This is a genomic window from Pantoea sp. AN62 (assembly GCF_050432985.1).
In the GTDB taxonomy this organism is placed as follows: domain Bacteria; phylum Pseudomonadota; class Gammaproteobacteria; order Enterobacterales; family Enterobacteriaceae; genus Pantoea; species Pantoea brenneri.
Genome location: NZ_JBNPYB010000021.1, coordinates 18,776 through 36,192 on the forward strand (window position 1 = coordinate 18,776; position 17,417 = coordinate 36,192).

Consider the following 17,417-nt stretch of genomic DNA (forward strand, 5'->3'; position numbering starts at 1 on the left):
CTGAGCCACTACCTGTCATCGGGAATCACGGGGAGGCGGATGATACGTGGGATCAGGCCACGCCCGGTATAAATGGCACCAGGCAAACCCGAACGGGGTAACGGGTTGAGACAGCAAATATCCTGGTAAATCAGAAAGTCATACCAGAGGCGAAGAACTGAAATGCGCAACTGGAGTGTGGCGCTGGCAACGGGGGACGGCATATCAGGGAGCTGAGGGCGGATATATCCTGCAATGTCCTCAAAGGAAGCCCTTTCAGGAGCAATATCGTGTATTTCACAGAAGGCAAAAAAATGCGTCAGGGCGCTTCGATAGGCTTTAATAGTTGCGCTGGCTCTTCCTAAATTCGAAAGAATTTTAAGCCACTGCTCAGTCAGCAGAAGTGCAGGTGTGGAATGTATGGTGGTGTTCACGGCCTTCCCCTTTCAGCTCATAACAACTGATTAAAGTTTATACCGGAGATGTTGCATTCCACTTAACTTACTAAAGTTCGTAATTAGAGCTGAACACATGCACACCGTTCTCTCTGAAATAACGTTCGTTCTGGAACAGGGGAGCGGCCATCTTAATTCCTAAACGCTTTGCTTCTGCCGATCGCGCGATCACGCAGCCGTCGTTATTCGAAACGACTACGATAGGCTTACCGCGCAGATCAGGCCTGAAAACGGTTTCGCATGAGGCATAAAAGTTGTTGGCATCGGCCAGCGCAAACATGCCTATTCTCCTGCCGGTCCGATGAATCCTACGCCGGCTACGTCAGTGAGGGCATAGGCAACCACACCCCATATGGGCAGTGCCTGGCTTACATCAAGCAGCGTTACAGTTTCGTCCGCGTCCAGCGCCTGCAGGGCAGGAACCGGATTAAGCAGCAGGCGCCTTAATGTCAGCTCCCCGTCAAGTTCAGCCACGATAAGCTGACCGTGTGCGGGTATCAGCGCGCGATCGATGGCCAGTACGGACCCTTTAACAATACCGGCGTCGGGAAAATTACTGTCGCTGCGCATCAGATAGGTCGAGTAAGGGGAAAGATGCACAAGATCGCCCAGATTAAGGCGCGTTTCAGTGTAGTTCTGGGCCGGACTCTGAAAGGCCATGCAAATACTCCATTCTTTACAGCTTTTCAGCCTTGTAAGGTGAACCAGATAACGACCAGGTGTCCGTCTCGCGGGCGCATTTAATACTCCTGATATCAGTATACGTCGCTATCCTTACATCAACAGCAGGAGGTAACTATGTGTGGAAGATTTGCGCAGTACAGCAGCCGCGATGATTATTTTGATGCACTCGGCCTGACACCGGACGAAATCACATTCGATCCGGAACCTCTCGGGCGCTTTAACGTAGCACCAGGCACTAAAGTACTCCTTCTAAACGAACAGGAAGATTCACTGCGCCTCGATCCTGTGTACTGGGGCTACGGACCGGAATGGTGGGATAAGCAGCCACTTATCAACGCGCGCGGTGAGACGGCTGCGAGCGGCCGCATGTTTAAGCCTCTCTGGAATCATGGCCGCGCTATCGTGCCTGCTGACGGCTGGTTCGAATGGCAGAAAGAAAGTGGTGAGAAGCAGCCATTCTTCATTTTTCACAAAAAGAAGGAGCCTCTTTATTTTGCCGCAATCGGCAGGCAGCCGTACGGGCAGGATCACGGCAAAGAGGGCTTCGTGATTGTCACCTCAGCCAGCAATCAGGGCATGGTCGATATAAATGACAGGCGGCCGCTGGTGATTACGCCTGATGCCGTTCGTGAGTGGCTCAGCAATGAAACGTCTCCAGCGCGTGCAGAAGAAATTGCTCATAACGCAGCCGTTCCGGAAAAAGCATTTACCTGGCATCCCGTCAGCAAAAAAGTAGGCAATATACATAACCAGGGAAAAGAACTGATTGAGGCAGTAGTGGACAGTGATATTTAGTCGAAATGGTTTTCTTCTATACAGTCGTTCATTGTCCCTTCCAGAACGCGGCCTAAATCCGGAAATCCGGCCTTTAACAGAACAGTCGCAGCCCGTTCAGCCTTAGGGTCGTGCCGGTCTAACCACACCACATTCAGTCCTTTGTTTCCGCCCTGGTGATAGTGAAGGTTATCCGGCATTTCTGACAGTCCGAACGGACATTTGTCCCGTTCCATTGCATCCATGAATGTAGAATAAGCGGCAGAAGAGGGTATCAGCACGAGGTGCCAGCGACTACTGAGTAAGGTTACTCCGCGCTTACTGAGGGTGTACCTGGACAGCCTGCCCTTAAATGGCCAGTTAATTCCGAGCTGCAGTGCGATGTGACGTGCTGCGGACAAATGATGTGAGCCATCATCATGGGGTCGCCTCAGAAAACGGAAAATAAAGCACGCTAAGCCCTTACTTACCCAGATGTTTGACTGTTCGTGGCACTTTCACCATGGCAATTGCAATTGCCCAACCCTTGCAAAATGCCGCACGCCTCTACAGATCGAGAGCCAGAACACTTCTCGCGCAAATCAACCAAGTGCCGTTTTAACTGCAACAGCGCGGACACACGCATTTCCACCTGTTGAATATGGGCCTCCAGCAGCGTGTTGACCTCCCCACAGTCCTGCATCGGGTTGTCTCGCAGACCCAGCAATGCGCGAATCTCGCTCAACGTCATGTCGAGCGAACGGCAATGACGGATGAATTGCAAGCGCTCAATGGGGTCCGTTTGGAAAACGGAAATTATCCCACGCTAAGACTGTTTTTTGTACAATTCGGTATCGACTGTGCGTAATGGCCGATATTTCCCGGACCCCAGCTTAAGATTATTACGCCAGACGTAATCGCCACTCAGATTGATATGTTCCCAGCCCAGAGGAGAAAGATGAGATACCAGTTGCTCATTAATCGGGATGCCTTTTCGTTTCAGTGCCTCAATGGCTCTTTCTATATATACCGTGTTCACTGCCTGGCGCTCGGAGGAGTTGATCTGACAAGCGCTGCCGGGAGAATGACCATGCAGGTTATTTCCGCCGTAGCGGAATTTGAACGGGATTTGCTTCTTGAGCGTACACACTCTGGTATTGCACGAGCCAAAGCATCAGGAAAACGTTTTGGCCGACCGCCAGCGCTGAACGAAGATCAAAAAAAGGCTGCGATGGAACGCCTCAGTGAGGGAAGCAGTGTCAGCGCAGTTGCCCGTGAATTTAACACCACCCGGCAAACCATTCTCAGAGTGAAAGCAGCATTCAGCACCTGAGCTACACCGATTACCTGACTCGTCAGTGGCTCTTGCTACAGTTCTTTTCTTAAAAGCGCTTTTCAGTGACTACGGAAGAATATCCAGTGCCGTCATCTTTCTATATTACTGTCTTGATTGTATTTTCAGACTAGAAGCGCTTTTTGACCTGCGATACTACCAGGACAAAAGCGAGCAGCTTGTAAGAGTCGCAGCGACCGTCGATATCGACGGTCGCTGGAGTCATAGCTGCTATGACCATGCTACTACCAACAACTGTCGTAATGATTTGAATTCATCATACCGCGACCATAATGTCCCCTCATCATTCCGCGATCAGGATAATAACCGCCAAAAGCTTCAAGTTTGCTACGCATTTCCGAGCGGGCGGCATAAATTTTTGCGTTGAGTTCCCCTATTTCTCTAATGAGAGACTGTGCTTTTTCTGTGTCCTGGGATGTTCCGCCGTAGGTAATACTGTCAAATTCTGCTTGTTTTATAATGAGTTGTTGTTGTAATGGTGATATTGTTTTTTCATACTCGCTGTAAATTTTATTCACTGAAATTTGTTGATCCGGGGTCATGCCCTGGTATCCGTTTATTGGTCCCTGAGCATTAGCACTTCCATATATTCCCAGTATGGAAACGGCTACTAGCGTGAGCGCTGCCATCAGGGCTTTGGTTGAATAAATGAATCTCATAAAATCACTCCTATAAAGTTAACTACAAAGAATTTCCTTTAATTCATTAGCAATCCTACGACTGAATACTCAGGAGGCTGCCCCATCCCCACGAATACGGCCATCAACATGGTCAGTATAAGAAAACGCCAAAAATAGTGCGTTTCTACCAAAAGTCAGTTCTATATTTTGCATCAGTACATGTGTTGGGCATTGATAGCCTGTTGCTTAAACACTATTTTCAGAGGTGTAAATGACGAACTCAACTTTTCCGGCAGCGTAGGTGTCGGGCTTTTCTCCCTGTTCCAGATAGTTCAGCATCAGTTGCAGTGCCAGCTGCGCATGTTGCCGGGTGTTCTGGTCCAGCGTCAGGGCAAGACTTTGCTGCGCCAGCAGCGTGCGGGTAGTGGAATAGAGCTCATGGGCGATCCACACGCACTGATTCAGGCGGCGATGGCGCGCCAGCGCCTGGCCTATTTCGGTATTTCCCAGTCCCGTATTGTAAATACCCAGCAGATTGCCGCCGCGGATCAGCTGTTTTTCCAGCAGTTTGCTGATGACATCGCGATTTTCCTCAGCCGCCAGCTCCTCCCGCAAATGAAGATGCGGAAAACGCGCGCTCAGCACATCCCGAAAGCCGTCGATCCGCTCCCGGTGCGCGGTGTAATCCATCCGTCCACTGACCATCAGTACCTCACCCGGCTGTTGCAGCATTTTGCCCATCAGTTGACCGGCGGTGCGTCCTGCTTTCCGCTGGTCTATGCCGACGTGACAGAGCCGGGCCGCGTCAGGCAGATCGGTCACCAGCGTGATAACCGGCACGCCACGCGCCTCACAGTGCGCCAGCGCAGCGTAAATCGCCGGATGTGCCTGCGCAAACACCATCAGGCCGTCCCGCGTTTCACTGCCAGCCATAATGCGCTGTGCCAGTCGCTCATGCTGCGCTTCAGGCACAAAGGTACGGTGCAGCGTCAGCCGCTGATAGCCCGGATGCATTGCCGCTTCAATCAAATCCTGCGCCAGCTGGCGGAAGAAAAAGGCATCGTTGCTGCTGATTAACACCTCAATCTGCCACGGCTGGCGATGCTCTTGCGGCAAAATGCGTTTCAGACCGCTGTCACGCGCGGCCTGCAGGACTTTACGCACCGTCTGGGGTGACACGCCACCGCGCTCATTGAGCACCCGATCCACGGTCGCCAGACCGACACCCGCACGCCGGGCGATCTCTTTCAGCGACATTCTTTTCTCCCCTGAGGTAAAGACCTCAACAACGCGATGTCACCAGTGTAACCAGCAAGGCTAAGCTGCAAACGGCGCTTTCCACTGGACTATGATGGAGTTCAAATAAATGAATAAAAAGCAACGTGTTGCCCTGCTGGGCTGTGGATTTATAGGCGAAGTGCATGCCGTCAATCTGCAGGCGCATCCGGCCACAGAACTGGTCTCGGTAACCGATACCGATAGCGCACGCGCCGCTGCATTTGCTGCGCGTTTTGCTGCTCACGCCGCGCCAGTCAGCCAGGTAATGAACGATGACAGTATCGATATGGTGCTCATCGCCAGTGCGACACCGACCCATGCCGATCTGCTGGTGGCGGCGGCGCGTGCCGGCAAAGCGATCTACTGTGAGAAACCTATCGATCTGTCTCTGGAGCGCGCGCGCCGGGTGGTGGCTCAGGTGTTGCCCTGTAATGTGCCGGTAACGGTCGGATTCAATCGCCGTTTCGACATCAGCCACCAGCAGCTTAAGCAGCAGCTCCGGCAGGGCAGAGTCGGGCCAGCTGAGTTGATTCAGATGGTCTGCCGTTCTTCAGAGATGCCGCCGCTGGCCTATCTGCAGGCGTCCGGGGGACAGATGCGTGACCAGGCGATCCATTTTTTTGATCTGCTACGCTGGCTGACCGATGACGAAGTGACGGAAGTGGCCGCCATGGGGGCGGCGCTGGCGCTGCCGGCCATCAGCGATTTTGCAGACGTAGACACCAGCACGCTGCTGCTGCGGCTGCAACGTGGCGGGCTGGCGCAACTGGATAACGCCCGCCGCACCGGCTACGGCTACGACGAGCGGATCAGCGTGATGGGGCCGCTTGGTATGCTGGAGTCCCGCAGTCAGCAGCAGCAGGGCGTGACCTGCTATCAGCGCGAGCAGATCCAGCAGCCCGGGCTGCTGCCTGACTGGCTCAGCCGGGTAAAGGCGACCTGGTATGCGCAACTGGATGCGTTTGTCCGTTCGCTGAATGGCGAGACGGTTGCCGATCTGCCTGGGCTGGAAGATGGTCTGCAAGCCCAGGCGATTGCTGAGGCGGCGGTGATTTCGCTGGCCGAACATCGCTTCTGTCCGGTTGAAAAAGTCTCGCTGTAATCCGGACCGGCAGGACGATCTGCCTGCCGGTCACTGATGCGCTGTTGAGTTTGCCGTCTGCCGCCATCGCGCCCTGAGTGTGGTAACAGCTTCAGCCCGCGCTGCTGATTATCCCGTGCCTGGCATGCGCCTGACTCGCTGCCGCCCTCCACCGCAGTGACAAAAAAATTATCGAATAGAAACCGGCGGTGAAGTGTTTACTGCTCAGTGAACCTTTTCAGGACAACGACGATGCCCTCTGTTCGTTTCTTCCCGGCCCGACAGGTCTCTTTTTCCATGTTGACGGCCGCGCGTGGCACTGCGCTTCGCCGGGCGCTGCCTGAGCACGACAGCCGGCAACGTGAAATCGTTCAGACGCTGAAGGCCCGCCTGCGCTGGCCGCGCACCGTCAATATTTTCACCCTCGCGACAGAGTACTGCCTCGTCGTGCTAACTCAGCGATTCAAGGATCAATCATGAAAAAGTGCTATGGCGTCCGCCTGTTTGCCGTTCCCGTACTGCTGCTCACCCTGCACGCGCCGCTGAGTATGGCGATGGGCGATAATGACAGTGATACAAAGGTGCCGGACTGCCCCAAAGGGCAGGTTTATAACGGTAAAACCAAAGCCTGCGTGCCGGAAAAGACCAGCATGCTCAGCGATGAGGATAAAACGCGCTACGCCTACCATCTGGCGAAAAAGGCGAATATCAGGCGGCACTGAACCTGCTGGATACGCTGAAAAATCCGGATACGCGCGAGGCGTGGAATTATCGCGGTTATGCCACCCGCAAGCTGGGCCGCACCGATGAAGGGATTGGTTATTACCAGCGCGCCATTGCGATCGATCCGCGTTACGCTAAAGTGCGCGAATATCTTGGTGAAGCCTGGATGATCAAAGGGCGTCCCGATCTGGCGCGCGAGCAGTTAAAAACCATTGCCGGAATTTGCGGTACAGATTGCGAGGAATATCGTGATCTGCAGGCAGCCATCAACGGGCATCCTGAAACCTGATCGGTGGGGGAGAGCAAAATTACCTATAGCGACGTCCGACAGCACCTTGCGGCGCACCTGACGCGCCTCTGGCGTTATGGCTATGTGCTGTCGCACAACCGCGATCTGGCCGAAGAGCTGGTGCAGTCGACCTGCGTGCGCGCGCTGGAGCGGAGCGCGCAGTATACGCCGGGCACCCGCATTGACAGGTGGCTGTTCTCTATTCTGCACTCTATCTGGGTCAGTGATTTGCGCGCGCGTAAAGTCCGGCAGGGACAGGGTTTTGTCGATCCCGATCTGCTGCTGGCTGCCGATACGCACCCCGCAGATGATGATAACCGCCATTTCCGGCGCATCATGCAGCAGGTCAACGCGCTGCCCGAAGCGCAGCGGAATGCCCTGTTCCTGGTTTACGTGGAAGGGCTCTCCTATCAGGAAGCGGCCGATACGGTATCGGTACCGATTGGCACTATTATGAGCCGTCTGGCCGCCGCCCGCGCCACGCTGGCGAAAACAACCACGGCCCCGCCCGTCCCGCAGGAGAAACGGCTATGACCACAGGGAATTTTATGCCGCCGTGGCGCGACGAAGCGATTGTCGCCTGGCTGGATGGTGAGATGAGCCGTCACGATGCGGTGCAGTTTGAGCAGGATATCGTGCGTGATCCGCTGCTGGCGGCACGGGTTGAGGAACTGCGTAATGGCAGCATCGATTTTCAGCAGGCTTTTGCACCGTTACTGGAACAGGCGCCGCAGCAAATAATGGCGCAGCGGCTGGCGGCGCTGTCGCCGGCGTCACCCGTGGCTGGCTACAGTCGCCGTGCGCTGATTGCCGCCTCGGTGAGCTTTCTGCTGGTGGGAAGTGGTCTCGGTTTACTGGGCCGCCCGGCACCGGAAAGCGCCGACGAAAGCCAGAATGTCCGCGATCTTGAGGCGCGCTACATGTCACTTTACAGTGCGGAAACCCTGGCGGATACGCCGGGCGATCCCGATCTGTTGCAACGTGGCCTGGATCGCACCCGGCTCGATTTGGGCCTGCAGATTACGCAACAGCAGCTGCACCTGCCGCAGGCTGAGCTGAAAATGGTGCGGATGCTGCGCTATGAGCGCACCTCAATTGCGCAGATTGCCTGGCTACACGCCGATTTCGGCCCGCTGGCGCTTTGTATCTCGCCCGAAACGCAGGCAAGCCATGTCGTTCAGCGCGAGCAGCGCCACGGTATGCAGCTCGCCTGGTGGGCAGATCAGCGACATCAGTTTGTACTGATCGGCCGTAATCCACCGCGGCAACTGGCCGCAATCGCCGAAGCATTACGGTCAGCGCTGCGCTGAGGCTGATTGCACAGCGGTTATAATGGGGACTTCGTCTGAGCCGTGATGGTAAGGGCAATCGCCACGCGGTCATCGACTATCCCGACCAGCCGGTCAACCCGGAAGGCGGTGCGGGATATCGCGGTGCTGGCATGCAGCGTCAGCGACTGTGATGAAGACGTGAGCGGCTGGCCACCCTCCAGTGTCGCCAGCATCACCACCGGACGGCTGACATCTTTCACCGTCAGGACACCAAAGATTCGGTATTCCCCCGCTCCCAGCGCGGCAACCCGGCTGCTGACGAAGCGAATCCCCGGGTAATGCTGCGCATCAAAGAACATGTCACTTTTTAGCTGCCAGGTTAATAACGTATTTGAGGCGACCAGCGTATCGACGGGAATATTCACCTCAACACGATCGTCCCTGTCCTGATCGGGGTTCAGCGTCACGGTACCGGTCACGCCTTCAAGATGCGCCTGTGAAAAGCTGTGGCCAAAGGCACGCCACGACAGCCCGATGGCAGTTTTATCGGTGGCGATGGCGTAGGTGATCGGCGCGGCGTGAAGCGACGCGCTTAAGAAACAGCTCAGGCTTAACAGACAGGCGGTGCGGATCATCAGATGGCTCTCTTTATACGTGCAGGTAAGGTGTTAACGTCTGTCGGGCTGAATGTATTCATTTTATCGCACGGCCAGCTTTACTATCGCCTGAATAACTCCGGCCAGTAGCGCGAACAGCGTTATTGCCCGGCACCGCGCCTGACCGCCATCAGCATATTTTCGCAACTGAAACCGCTGGCCTGCGGGGGAATAGCCGGGTGCTAACAACATCGATCTCAACGCACGGTTAACAGGTGAGTACAGTGCGTGCGTAAACCGGCATGGCTAATATTAAGAAAACCTTAAGCTGATAACATTTCTTCTCAAATTATTCTTCCGTGTGAGTTACAGCGGTTTTTAATTCATTTTGCGTGTCGGGACTATTTTTATCATTATGAAAACAAACGCATTTTAATCGAATTCTGGTTATTAATTCAATTTTATGACAAAGCCATTAACTCTCCTGATATTCATCGATTATAAACGTATTGTCAATAAAATGGAGAGAGTGGCAATCGATATGATTATTAATATTAAATAACTGAACTTTTCCAGAAATCATTAAATGAAACTGTTTTTATTTTATTGGATTTAACCCACTTCATTTAATGTTTAGTTAACTTTTGTGCGTTAGCGTGTATCACCAGTCTGATATTTTTAATTTATTAAGAAGATCAACGTGCTCTGTTTTGAAAGGGTGTCGGCGGGAGATTCGCTATTTCCTCGCTATTACTGGCGTTGCGCATGATTAACCGTGCGTGCCTGTTTATTCTGTAGAACTGCAGGAGCTTCACCATGGCATTTTTGCCTTTTTCACGCCCCGCGTTTGGCGATGAGGAACTGGCCGCCGTAAAAGCGGTTTTTGACTCCGGCTGGATAACCACCGGCGCGAAATGCGCCGAGCTGGAGCAGGCATTTATTCAGCTGACCGGCAATCAGCATGCAATCGCCGTCAGTTCGGCGACGGCGGGGATGCACGTCACGCTGATGGCCCTCGGCATTCAGCCGGGCGATGAGGTGATTACCCCGTCGATGACCTGGGTTTCCACCCTCAATCTGATCACCCTGCTTGGGGCAACGCCGGTGATGATTGATGTGGACCCGGATCATCTGATGGTGATGCCCGGGCAGATTGCCCGCGCCATCACGCCGCGCACCCGCGCCATTATACCGGTGCACTACGCCGGTGTGCCGGTGGATCTGGAGCCGATTTATCAGCTGGCGCGCCAGCACGGCATTGCGGTGATCGAAGACGCCGCCCATGCGGTCGGTACCACTTATCATGGCCAGCATGTCGGGCATCAGGGCACCGCGATTTTTTCCTTTCATGCGATTAAAAATATCACCTGCGCGGAGGGCGGCTTGGTGGTGACGGATGACGCCGCGCTGGCCGATCGGATCCGCAGCCTGAAGTTTCACGGTCTGGCGGTTGATGCCTTCGACCGCCAGACTCACGGCCGCCAGCCGCAGGCTGAAGTGATGATGCCGGGCTTTAAATACAACCTGCCTGACATCAGCGCCGCGATAGCGCTGGTGCAGTTAAAAAAACTGCCGGGTTTTATCGCGCGCCGCAGTGAGATTGCCCGGCGCTATCTGGATGCCCTGCAAACGCTGCCGTTCACGCCACTGTCGCTGCCCGACTGGCCGCATCAGCATGCGTGGCATCTGTTTATTCTGCGCATCGATGAGTCGCGCTGCGGACTGTCACGCGATGCGTTTATGCAGGCGCTGAAAGCGCGGGAGATAGGATCGGGACTGCATTTCCGCGCTGCCCATACCCACAAATATTACCGTGAGCACTACCCGCAGCTGCGTTTGCCTGCCAGTGAACGCAACAGCCAGCAAATGTGTTCGATCCCGCTGTTCCCCGGCATGACCGATCAGGATGTGGAACGGGTGATCGCGGCGTTGCATGACATTGCGGGAGCCTGTAATGCGTGACGTAAAACCCATCAACCTGCTGTCCGTGGTTATCCCGGTCTACAACGAGCAGGAGAGTCTGCCTGAACTGATTCGCCGCACCCGCGCAGCCTGTGATCCGCTGGAACTGGAGTATGAAATCCTGCTGGTTGATGACGGCAGCAGCGATCGCTCAGCAGAGGTCATTGAACAGGCGGCAGCCCTTCCGGATAGCCCGGTGATTGGGGTGCTGCTCAACCGTAATTATGGTCAGCACTCCGCCATCATGGCGGGCTTCAGCCACGTCCGCGGCGACGTCATTGTCACGCTTGATGCCGATCTGCAAAATCCGCCGGAAGAGATCCCGCGGCTGGTTGACGCCGCCCGTCAGGGTTATGACGTGGTCGGGACCGTGCGGCAACAGCGGCAGGATAGCTGGTTCCGTCGTCAGGCCTCCCGCACCCTCAATCGGCTGATCCAGCGGGTGACCGGCCAGGCGATGGGCGATTACGGCTGCATGTTACGCGCCTACCGTCGTCATATTGTCGATGCGATGCTCAACTGCCACGAACGCAGCACCTTTATTCCGATACTGGCGAATACCTTTGCCCGCCACACCATTGAGCTGCCGGTCATCCACGCCGAACGGGCGTTTGGCGACTCGAAATACAGCTTCATGCGGCTGATCAACCTGATGTATGACCTGGTGACCTGCCTGACCACCACGCCACTGCGCTTGCTCAGCGTGGTCGGCAGCCTGATTGCGCTGACCGGCTTCGCCTTTTCCCTGGTGTTAATTGTGCTGCGGCTGTTCTTTGGCGCCGCCTGGGCGGGCGACGGCGTTTTCGTGTTGTTCGCCGTGCTGTTCATGTTTATCGGCGCGCAGTTCGTCGGTATGGGCCTGCTCGGTGAGTATATCGGGCGTATTTATAACGATGTTCGGGCGCGTCCGCGCTATTTCGTTCAACGGGTTGTTAAGGCTCCGCAAGCGCCTTCAGTACAGCCATCAGTACAGGAAAGTTCACTATGAAGACCCTCGTTTTCGCCTACCACGACATGGGCTGTGTTGGTATCACGGCGTTGCTGAATGCTGGCTATGAGATCGCCGCCATTTTTACCCACAACGATGAGGCGACCGAAAATCACTTTTTCGGATCGGTGGCGCGGCTGGCGGCTGAGCATGGTATCCCGGTCTATGCCCCGGACGAGGCGAACCATCCGATCTGGCTTGACCGCATCCGCACTCTGGCACCCGACATGATTTTTTCGTTCTACTACCGGCATCTGCTGAGCGACGAGATTTTGCAGTGCGCCCGTCATGGCGCGTTTAATCTGCACGGTTCGCTGCTGCCAAAATATCGGGGCCGGGCACCGCTCAACTGGGCGTTGATCAATGGCGAGCGCGAGACCGGCGTCACCCTGCACCGGATGGTGAAACGGGCCGATGCCGGTAATATCCTGGCGCAGCAGCGGGTGGCGATTGAGGATCAGGACACGGCGCTGACCCTGCACCGCAAACTGTCGGCGGCGGCGGAACAGCTGCTGAACGATCTGCTGCCCGATCTGCGTCGCGGGCAAATCAGCGAATGGCCGCAGGAGGAGAGCCAGGCTAGCCGGGTTGGACGGCGCACCGCCGAAGATGGCCGCATCGACTGGCATCAGCCGGCGCAGGCGATTCACAATCTGGTCAGGGCAGTCACCGATCCCTGGCCGGGCGCCTTCGCCTTTGCCGGCTCGGTAAAATTTATCGTCTGGAAGAGCCGGGTTCATCCGCAACAACACCACGCCAGGCCGGGCACGGTGCTGTCGAAACACCCTTTTCTGATCGCCTGTGGTGACGGCGCGCTGGAGATCCAGACCGGGCAGTCTGAGCATGGCGTCTACATGAACGGCAGCCAGCTGGCGCAAAGCTTAGGGATGGTGCCGGGCGCGCTGCTCTACTCGCAACCGCAGTCGGTACTGCAGCGCCGTACCCGGGTGTTGATCCTCGGCGTAAACGGCTTTATCGGTAACCATCTCACCGAACGGCTATTACAGGATGACCACTTTGAGGTTTATGGACTGGATATCAGTTCCGATGCCATCAGCCGTTTTCTCGATCATCCACACTTTCACTTTGTCGAGGGGGATATCGCTATCCATTCCGAGTGGATTGAGTACCACATTAAGAAATGTGACGTCATTCTGCCGCTGGTGGCGATTGCGACACCGATCGAATACACCCGTAATCCGCTGCGGGTGTTTGAGCTGGATTTCGAGGAGAACCTCAAAATCATCCGCGACTGCGTGAAGTATCAAAAGCGCATCATTTTCCCCTCTACCTCGGAGGTGTACGGCATGTGTACCGACGCCAGCTTTGATGAGGACTGCTCCAATCTGGTGGTCGGACCGATTAACAAGCAGCGCTGGATCTATTCGGTATCAAAACAGCTGCTGGATCGGGTGATCTGGGCCTACGGCGAGAAAGAAGGGCTGCGTTTCACCCTGTTCCGTCCGTTCAACTGGATGGGACCGCGGCTGGATAACCTCAATGCGGCGCGCATCGGCAGTTCACGCGCCATCACCCAGTTGATCCTCAACCTGGTCGAGGGTTCTCCGATCAAGCTGATAGATGGCGGCAGGCAGAAGCGCTGCTTTACCGACATTCAGGATGGGGTGGAAGCGCTGTTCCGGATTATCGAAAACAAGCAGCAGAACTGTGATGGTCAAATCATCAACATTGGCAACCCGGATAACGAAGCCAGCATTAAAGAGCTGGCAGAGCAGCTGCTGGCCAGCTTCGAACGTCATCCATTGCGTCACCAGTTCCCGCCGTTTGCCGGTTTCCGTGAGGTGGAGAGCAGCAGCTACTACGGCAAAGGCTATCAGGATGTCGAGCACCGCAAACCGGCGATCCGCAACGCGCGCCGGCTGCTGGGCTGGACGCCGACCGTGACGATGGATACCACCATCGATAATACGCTCGACTTCTTCCTGCGAACCCTTGAGCAGCAGGCTGATCATCGATGAAAAGGATCGGTCTGCGGATTGACGTGGATACCTGGCGCGGCACGCAGCAGGGCGTACCGGCGCTGCTGGCGCTGTTCAGGCAGCACGCCATACGCGCCAGTTTTTTCTTCAGTGTCGGACCCGACAACATGGGACGCCATCTGTGGCGTCTGATTAAGCCGGCTTTTCTGTGGAAAATGATGCGTTCGCGCGCCGCCTCGCTGTACGGCTGGGACATCCTGCTGGCCGGCACCGCCTGGCCGGGCAAGCCGATTGGGCGCGGCCTGAGTCGCATTATGCAGGAGACGGCCCGGCAGCATGAGGTCGGACTGCACGCCTGGGATCATTTTGCCTGGCAAACCTGGGCCGGTGTCTGGCCGGAAGAGAAACTGATTGAGCAGATAGCCCGCGGCAACGAGACGCTGAGCGAGATCCTGGGTCAGCCCATCAGCTGCTCGGCCGCCGCAGGCTGGCGCGCCGATGGGCGGGTGATGGCTGCTAAACAGAACTTTGGCTTTCACTACAACAGCGACTGCCGTGGCAGCGGCCCGTTCCTGCCGATACTGCCTGACGGGCAGCCCGGCACGGTACAGATACCGGTCACGCTGCCCACCTGGGATGAAGTAGTGGGCCGACAGGTCAGTGCGAACGGTTTCAATGGCTATATCCTCGAGCAGATGCTCTCCGCCGGGGAAACGCCGGTTTACACCATTCATGCCGAGGTGGAAGGCATTGTCGGCTATCAGGACTTTGCCACGCTGCTGACGTGGGCGGGCCGCAACGGCATTGAGTTTTGCCCGTTAAGCGCGCTGTTGCCTGCCGATCTCTCAACCCTGCCGCGCGGCAAAGTGGTGAGAGGCGAAATTGCCGGGCGGGAAGGGTGGCTGGGCTGTCAGAAACTGATTGATGAGGTGAAAGAGCCCCGATGCGGATAACCAGCAAACGGCTGCTTTTTTTGGGTTTTTTTGCCCTGTATTACCTGATCCCGCCGATGTTTCGCGATCTCTGGCAGCCGGATGAAACCCGCTATGCTGAGATCAGCCGCGAGATGCTGGCGACCGGTGACTGGGTGGTACCGCATTTTTTCGGCCTGCGCTATTTTGAAAAGCCCGTGGCGGGCTATTGGGTCAACACGCTGTGCCAGTGGCTGTTTGGTCACACTCTTTTTGGCGTGCGGGCCGGATCGATAATCACTACCACGCTGACCGCCGCGCTCATTTACTGGCTGGGCAAACGGCTGTTTGATTCACGGCGTACGGCAGCGGTGGGCGCGGTGATTTTCCTCAGCTCTCTGTTGGTTTACGGCATCGGTACCTATGCGGTGCTCGATCCGATGCTGATGCTGTGGCTGGCGGCGGCGATGTGCAGCTACTGGCTGGCAACCCAATCTGACGCGCGCACCACCCGGGTCGGTGGCTACCTGCTGCTCGGCCTCGCCTGCGGTATGGGATTCATGACCAAAGGATTTCTGGCGCTGGCGGTGCCGGTGCTGGCGATTCTGCCGTGGGCGGTCTGGCGTCGGCGGGGCACTGAACTGCTGTTCTATGGTCCGCTGGCGGTGCTGGCGGCTGCCGCGATTAGCGCACCCTGGGCGCTGGCGATCTGGCATCAGGCGCCCGATTTCTGGCACTACTTCTTCTGGGTTGAGCATATTCAGCGTTTTGCCGAACCGAATGCGCAACACAAAGCGCCATTCTGGTATTACCTGCCGGTTTTACTGCTGGGGACGTTACCCTGGCTGGGACTGCTGCCCGGTGCGCTGATGACGGGCTGGCGCGAAGGTCAGTATCAGGCTGCCGCACGTTATCTGCTGAGCTGGACGGTGATGCCGCTGCTGTTTTTTAGCCTGGCAAAAGGCAAACTGCCGACCTATATTCTGCCCTGTTTTGTGCCGCTGTCGCTGCTGATGGCGCACTACGGACTACAGACGGCGCAGCGGGCGGGGCGGGCGCTGAAGATCAACGGCTGGCTGAATGCCCTGTATGGCGTGGTGATGCTGGCTGCTTTGCTACTGGTGCTGGCACCGTGGAGCCTGACACACCATCCGCTGTTTGCGCCGGATGAAAACAGCAAGCTGGCGCTGGCGGCGCTGGCGTTCCTCAGCTGGTCGCTGATCGGCCTGTACAGCACCCGTTACGCCAGCCATCGCTGGCAGGCAGCGGCGCTTTGCCCGTTAGTCGTTGCGCTGACGATCGGCCCTGTGATCCCGGATAAAATACGTGATGCCAAGCAGCCACAGCATTTTGTGGCGGCAATCAGCGATCGGCTGGCCGGCAGCCGTTATATTCTGGCGGATAATCCGGGCGTCGCCGCGGCGGTTGCCTGGCATCTGCGGCGCAGCGATATCGGTTTTTATGACCAGAAAGGCGAACTGGAATATGGGCTGGGCTATCCGGATGCGCAATCCCGCTTTGTCAGCGAGGCCGCTCTGGGCGGCTGGCTCGCGGCGCATCGCCGTACCGGTAGCGTGTCGTTGCTGTTGCTGGTTGATTCGGTGCACAGCGATATCGGAGCGGCGATCCCGGTACCGGATGCGGTTTATCGTCAGGGCAGACTGGTCAGCCTCTATTATGGTCAGACTCCCTGATGGTGCTGCTGATTGTGCTGGTGAGCCTGCTCAGCTGCAGCGCGCAGCTGTGTCAGAAACAGGCCACGCGGGTCAGCGGTTCCCGGCTGGCGGTTTCTGGCTGGCTGGCGGGCAGCGTAATGCTGCTGGGGATCGCTATGATCCTGTGGCTGGCGGTGTTGCAGCGGGTGCCGGTCAGCCAGGCGTATCCGATGCTGAGCCTCAATTTTATCTTTGTTGCGCTGGCGGCGCGCATCATCTGGCGTGAGCGCCTGACGCTGCGCCAGATCGGCGGCACGCTGCTGGTGGTAATTGGGGTGACGCTGATGGGCAGCCAGCTATGAAAGGCTACGGCTGGATAGCGGGCAGCGTGCTGCTGGTGTCAGCGGCCCAACTGATGATGCGCTGGGCAATGCCGCAACTGCCCGATTTGTATGGACCGATCTCATCCGGCAATCCGTTTGCCCTGTTGCCGGTTCTGCTGCTGATGGTCGGGCTCGTGGCCTACGGATTGTCGATGTTGTGCTGGCTACGGGCGCTGCACAGTTTTCCGCTCAGCCGGATTTATCCCCTGCTGAGCCTGAGCTATGTGCTGGTGTGGCTGGCGGCTGTCAGCCTGCCATTTTTCCATGAACCTTTTAGCTGGCGCGGGCTGGCAGGTATCGCCGTTATCATTCTCGGGGTAACGTGTCTGGTGCTGGAGGAATAAAACCTTCACCACCCCGGCCGCTCGCGTCACTTTACTGTGGTCAGACGGCAACGGACGCATCTGCCGTCTGACCAGGCAATGCCGGTCTTTTACTGCAGTTTATCGGCGGGGAAAGGTTTGCCGGTCCGTTCCCTCTCTACTCTTACGTCCA

The 17,417-nt window shown here is 56.5% G+C and carries 19 protein-coding genes and 4 pseudogenes; 14 read left to right on the forward strand and 9 right to left on the reverse strand.

Features of this window, described 5'->3' with window-relative positions; translation table 11 throughout:
• Positions 1-8: 8 nt before the first annotated feature.
• The 3 genes and pseudogenes from FHW04_RS21040 to FHW04_RS21050 all read right to left on the reverse strand — a co-directional run bounded on the left by FHW04_RS21040 (position 9) and on the right by FHW04_RS21050 (position 1,094).
• Positions 9-413 (reverse strand): site-specific integrase, encoded by a 405-nt coding sequence (locus FHW04_RS21040; RefSeq protein WP_406549307.1) that lies wholly within the window; start codon positions 411-413, stop codon positions 9-11.
• A gap of 73 nt (positions 414-486) precedes the next feature.
• Positions 487-714: pseudogene (locus tag FHW04_RS21045) on the reverse strand (translesion error-prone DNA polymerase V subunit UmuC); the annotation flags it as partial.
• A gap of 2 nt (positions 715-716) precedes the next feature.
• Positions 717-1,094 carry a S24 family peptidase gene (locus tag FHW04_RS21050; protein WP_089562423.1) on the reverse strand — a complete coding sequence of 126 codons (378 nt, stop codon included), beginning with the start codon at positions 1,092-1,094 and terminating at the stop codon, positions 717-719.
• Between the two features lie 138 nt (positions 1,095-1,232).
• Here FHW04_RS21050 and FHW04_RS21055 point away from each other — a divergent pair, with 138 nt between their 5' ends.
• On the forward strand, positions 1,233-1,913 hold the full coding sequence (locus FHW04_RS21055; protein WP_089562422.1) for an SOS response-associated peptidase family protein: 681 nt from the start codon (positions 1,233-1,235) through the stop codon (positions 1,911-1,913).
• Here the strand turns inward: FHW04_RS21055 and FHW04_RS21060 are convergent.
• From FHW04_RS21060 to FHW04_RS21070, 3 genes and pseudogenes are all read right to left on the reverse strand, one after another.
• Positions 1,910-2,293 carry a DUF6685 family protein gene (locus tag FHW04_RS21060; RefSeq protein WP_371601279.1) on the reverse strand — a complete coding sequence of 128 codons (384 nt, stop codon included), beginning with the start codon at positions 2,291-2,293 and terminating at the stop codon, positions 1,910-1,912. The genes FHW04_RS21055 and FHW04_RS21060 overlap by 4 nt on opposite strands.
• A 65-nt stretch (positions 2,294-2,358) precedes the next feature.
• Positions 2,359-2,655: a MerR family DNA-binding protein gene (locus FHW04_RS21065; RefSeq protein WP_227021986.1), complete on the reverse strand. Its 297-nt coding sequence runs from the start codon at positions 2,653-2,655 to the stop codon at positions 2,359-2,361.
• Between the two features lie 42 nt (positions 2,656-2,697).
• A pseudogene (locus FHW04_RS21070) lies at positions 2,698-2,907 on the reverse strand (Tn3 family transposase); the annotation flags it as partial.
• On the opposite strand from FHW04_RS21070, the pseudogene FHW04_RS21075 reads away from it, so the two are divergent.
• Positions 2,902-3,204 (forward strand): annotated as a pseudogene (locus FHW04_RS21075) (helix-turn-helix domain-containing protein); the annotation flags it as partial. The pseudogenes FHW04_RS21070 and FHW04_RS21075 sit on opposite strands and share 6 nt — an antisense overlap.
• 245 nt (positions 3,205-3,449) lie before the next feature.
• Here FHW04_RS21075 and FHW04_RS21080 read toward each other — a convergent pair.
• Together FHW04_RS21080 and FHW04_RS21085 are read right to left on the reverse strand one after the other, a co-directional pair.
• Positions 3,450-3,884 carry a hypothetical protein gene (locus FHW04_RS21080; protein ID WP_089562420.1) on the reverse strand — a complete coding sequence of 145 codons (435 nt, stop codon included), beginning with the start codon at positions 3,882-3,884 and terminating at the stop codon, positions 3,450-3,452.
• 207 nt (positions 3,885-4,091) lie between these two features.
• Positions 4,092-5,102: a LacI family DNA-binding transcriptional regulator gene (locus FHW04_RS21085; RefSeq protein WP_089562419.1), complete on the reverse strand. Its 1,011-nt coding sequence runs from the start codon at positions 5,100-5,102 to the stop codon at positions 4,092-4,094.
• Between the two features lie 109 nt (positions 5,103-5,211).
• On the opposite strand from FHW04_RS21085, the gene FHW04_RS21090 reads away from it, so the two are divergent.
• From FHW04_RS21090 to FHW04_RS21110, 5 genes and pseudogenes are all read left to right on the forward strand, one after another.
• Positions 5,212-6,225, forward strand: coding sequence for a Gfo/Idh/MocA family oxidoreductase (locus tag FHW04_RS21090; RefSeq protein WP_089562418.1), 1,014 nt, complete (start codon positions 5,212-5,214; stop codon positions 6,223-6,225).
• Positions 6,226-6,456: 231 nt separating this feature from the next.
• Positions 6,457-6,684 carry a hypothetical protein gene (locus FHW04_RS21095; protein ID WP_046289398.1) on the forward strand — a complete coding sequence of 76 codons (228 nt, stop codon included), beginning with the start codon at positions 6,457-6,459 and terminating at the stop codon, positions 6,682-6,684.
• A pseudogene (locus FHW04_RS21100) lies at positions 6,681-7,216 on the forward strand (tetratricopeptide repeat protein). The gene FHW04_RS21095 and the pseudogene FHW04_RS21100 overlap by 4 nt, the downstream one beginning before the upstream one ends.
• A 57-nt stretch (positions 7,217-7,273) precedes the next feature.
• Positions 7,274-7,750: a sigma-70 family RNA polymerase sigma factor gene (locus FHW04_RS21105; protein WP_181956060.1), complete on the forward strand. Its 477-nt coding sequence runs from the start codon at positions 7,274-7,276 to the stop codon at positions 7,748-7,750.
• Entirely contained in the window at positions 7,747-8,526 is a 780-nt protein-coding gene (locus FHW04_RS21110; protein ID WP_089562417.1) for an anti-sigma factor family protein, read from the forward strand. Before FHW04_RS21105 ends, FHW04_RS21110 begins: the two co-directional genes overlap by 4 nt.
• 17 nt (positions 8,527-8,543) lie before the next feature.
• Here FHW04_RS21110 and FHW04_RS21115 read toward each other — a convergent pair whose 3' ends face one another.
• Positions 8,544-9,122 carry a YceI family protein gene (locus tag FHW04_RS21115; RefSeq protein WP_089562416.1) on the reverse strand — a complete coding sequence of 193 codons (579 nt, stop codon included), beginning with the start codon at positions 9,120-9,122 and terminating at the stop codon, positions 8,544-8,546.
• A gap of 777 nt (positions 9,123-9,899) precedes the next feature.
• On the opposite strand from FHW04_RS21115, the gene arnB reads away from it, so the two are divergent.
• Genes arnB through arnF form a run of 7 tightly spaced genes read left to right on the forward strand, consistent with a single transcriptional unit; the run spans position 9,900 to position 17,266 of the window.
• Positions 9,900-11,045, forward strand: coding sequence for a UDP-4-amino-4-deoxy-L-arabinose aminotransferase (arnB, locus tag FHW04_RS21120; protein ID WP_031377950.1), 1,146 nt, complete (start codon positions 9,900-9,902; stop codon positions 11,043-11,045).
• Entirely contained in the window at positions 11,038-12,033 is a 996-nt protein-coding gene (gene arnC, locus FHW04_RS21125; RefSeq protein ID WP_031377949.1) for an undecaprenyl-phosphate 4-deoxy-4-formamido-L-arabinose transferase, read from the forward strand. The genes arnB and arnC overlap by 8 nt, the downstream gene beginning before the upstream one ends.
• Positions 12,030-14,012 carry a bifunctional UDP-4-amino-4-deoxy-L-arabinose formyltransferase/UDP-glucuronic acid oxidase ArnA gene (gene arnA, locus FHW04_RS21130; protein ID WP_089562415.1) on the forward strand — a complete coding sequence of 661 codons (1,983 nt, stop codon included), beginning with the start codon at positions 12,030-12,032 and terminating at the stop codon, positions 14,010-14,012. The genes arnC and arnA overlap by 4 nt, the downstream gene beginning before the upstream one ends.
• Positions 14,009-14,926: a 4-deoxy-4-formamido-L-arabinose-phosphoundecaprenol deformylase gene (arnD, locus tag FHW04_RS21135; protein ID WP_089562414.1), complete on the forward strand. Its 918-nt coding sequence runs from the start codon at positions 14,009-14,011 to the stop codon at positions 14,924-14,926. The genes arnA and arnD overlap by 4 nt, the downstream gene beginning before the upstream one ends.
• Positions 14,917-16,578, forward strand: coding sequence for a lipid IV(A) 4-amino-4-deoxy-L-arabinosyltransferase (arnT, locus tag FHW04_RS21140; protein WP_094106310.1), 1,662 nt, complete (start codon positions 14,917-14,919; stop codon positions 16,576-16,578). Before arnD ends, arnT begins: the two co-directional genes overlap by 10 nt.
• Positions 16,578-16,901 (forward strand): 4-amino-4-deoxy-L-arabinose-phosphoundecaprenol flippase subunit ArnE, encoded by a 324-nt coding sequence (gene arnE, locus FHW04_RS21145; protein ID WP_089562413.1) that lies wholly within the window; start codon positions 16,578-16,580, stop codon positions 16,899-16,901. The genes arnT and arnE overlap by 1 nt, the downstream gene beginning before the upstream one ends.
• The gene (gene arnF / locus FHW04_RS21150) at positions 16,898-17,266 is read left to right on the forward strand and encodes a 4-amino-4-deoxy-L-arabinose-phosphoundecaprenol flippase subunit ArnF (RefSeq protein ID WP_046289404.1); all 369 of its coding nucleotides are present in this window, start codon (positions 16,898-16,900) and stop codon (positions 17,264-17,266) included. The genes arnE and arnF overlap by 4 nt, the downstream gene beginning before the upstream one ends.
• The last annotated feature ends 151 nt before the right edge of the window (positions 17,267-17,417 follow it).

Coding starts and splice junctions, on each gene's coding strand:
- arnC (WP_031377949.1), top strand. CDS start 11,038: ATGCGTGACGTAAAACCCATCAACCTGCTGTCCGTGGTTATCCCGGTC.
- arnB (WP_031377950.1), top strand. CDS start 9,900: ATGGCATTTTTGCCTTTTTCACGCCCCGCGTTTGGCGATGAGGAACTG.
- arnA (WP_089562415.1), top strand. CDS start 12,030: ATGAAGACCCTCGTTTTCGCCTACCACGACATGGGCTGTGTTGGTATC.
- FHW04_RS21095 (WP_046289398.1), top strand. CDS start 6,457: ATGCCCTCTGTTCGTTTCTTCCCGGCCCGACAGGTCTCTTTTTCCATG.
- arnD (WP_089562414.1), top strand. CDS start 14,009: ATGAAAAGGATCGGTCTGCGGATTGACGTGGATACCTGGCGCGGCACG.
- FHW04_RS21050 (WP_089562423.1), bottom strand. CDS start 1,094: ATGGCCTTTCAGAGTCCGGCCCAGAACTACACTGAAACGCGCCTTAAT.
- arnF (WP_046289404.1), top strand. CDS start 16,898: ATGAAAGGCTACGGCTGGATAGCGGGCAGCGTGCTGCTGGTGTCAGCG.
- FHW04_RS21055 (WP_089562422.1), top strand. CDS start 1,233: ATGTGTGGAAGATTTGCGCAGTACAGCAGCCGCGATGATTATTTTGAT.
- FHW04_RS21110 (WP_089562417.1), top strand. CDS start 7,747: ATGACCACAGGGAATTTTATGCCGCCGTGGCGCGACGAAGCGATTGTC.
- FHW04_RS21090 (WP_089562418.1), top strand. CDS start 5,212: ATGAATAAAAAGCAACGTGTTGCCCTGCTGGGCTGTGGATTTATAGGC.
- arnT (WP_094106310.1), top strand. CDS start 14,917: ATGCGGATAACCAGCAAACGGCTGCTTTTTTTGGGTTTTTTTGCCCTG.
- FHW04_RS21085 (WP_089562419.1), bottom strand. CDS start 5,102: ATGTCGCTGAAAGAGATCGCCCGGCGTGCGGGTGTCGGTCTGGCGACC.
- arnE (WP_089562413.1), top strand. CDS start 16,578: ATGGTGCTGCTGATTGTGCTGGTGAGCCTGCTCAGCTGCAGCGCGCAG.
- FHW04_RS21080 (WP_089562420.1), bottom strand. CDS start 3,884: ATGAGATTCATTTATTCAACCAAAGCCCTGATGGCAGCGCTCACGCTA.
- FHW04_RS21115 (WP_089562416.1), bottom strand. CDS start 9,122: ATGATCCGCACCGCCTGTCTGTTAAGCCTGAGCTGTTTCTTAAGCGCG.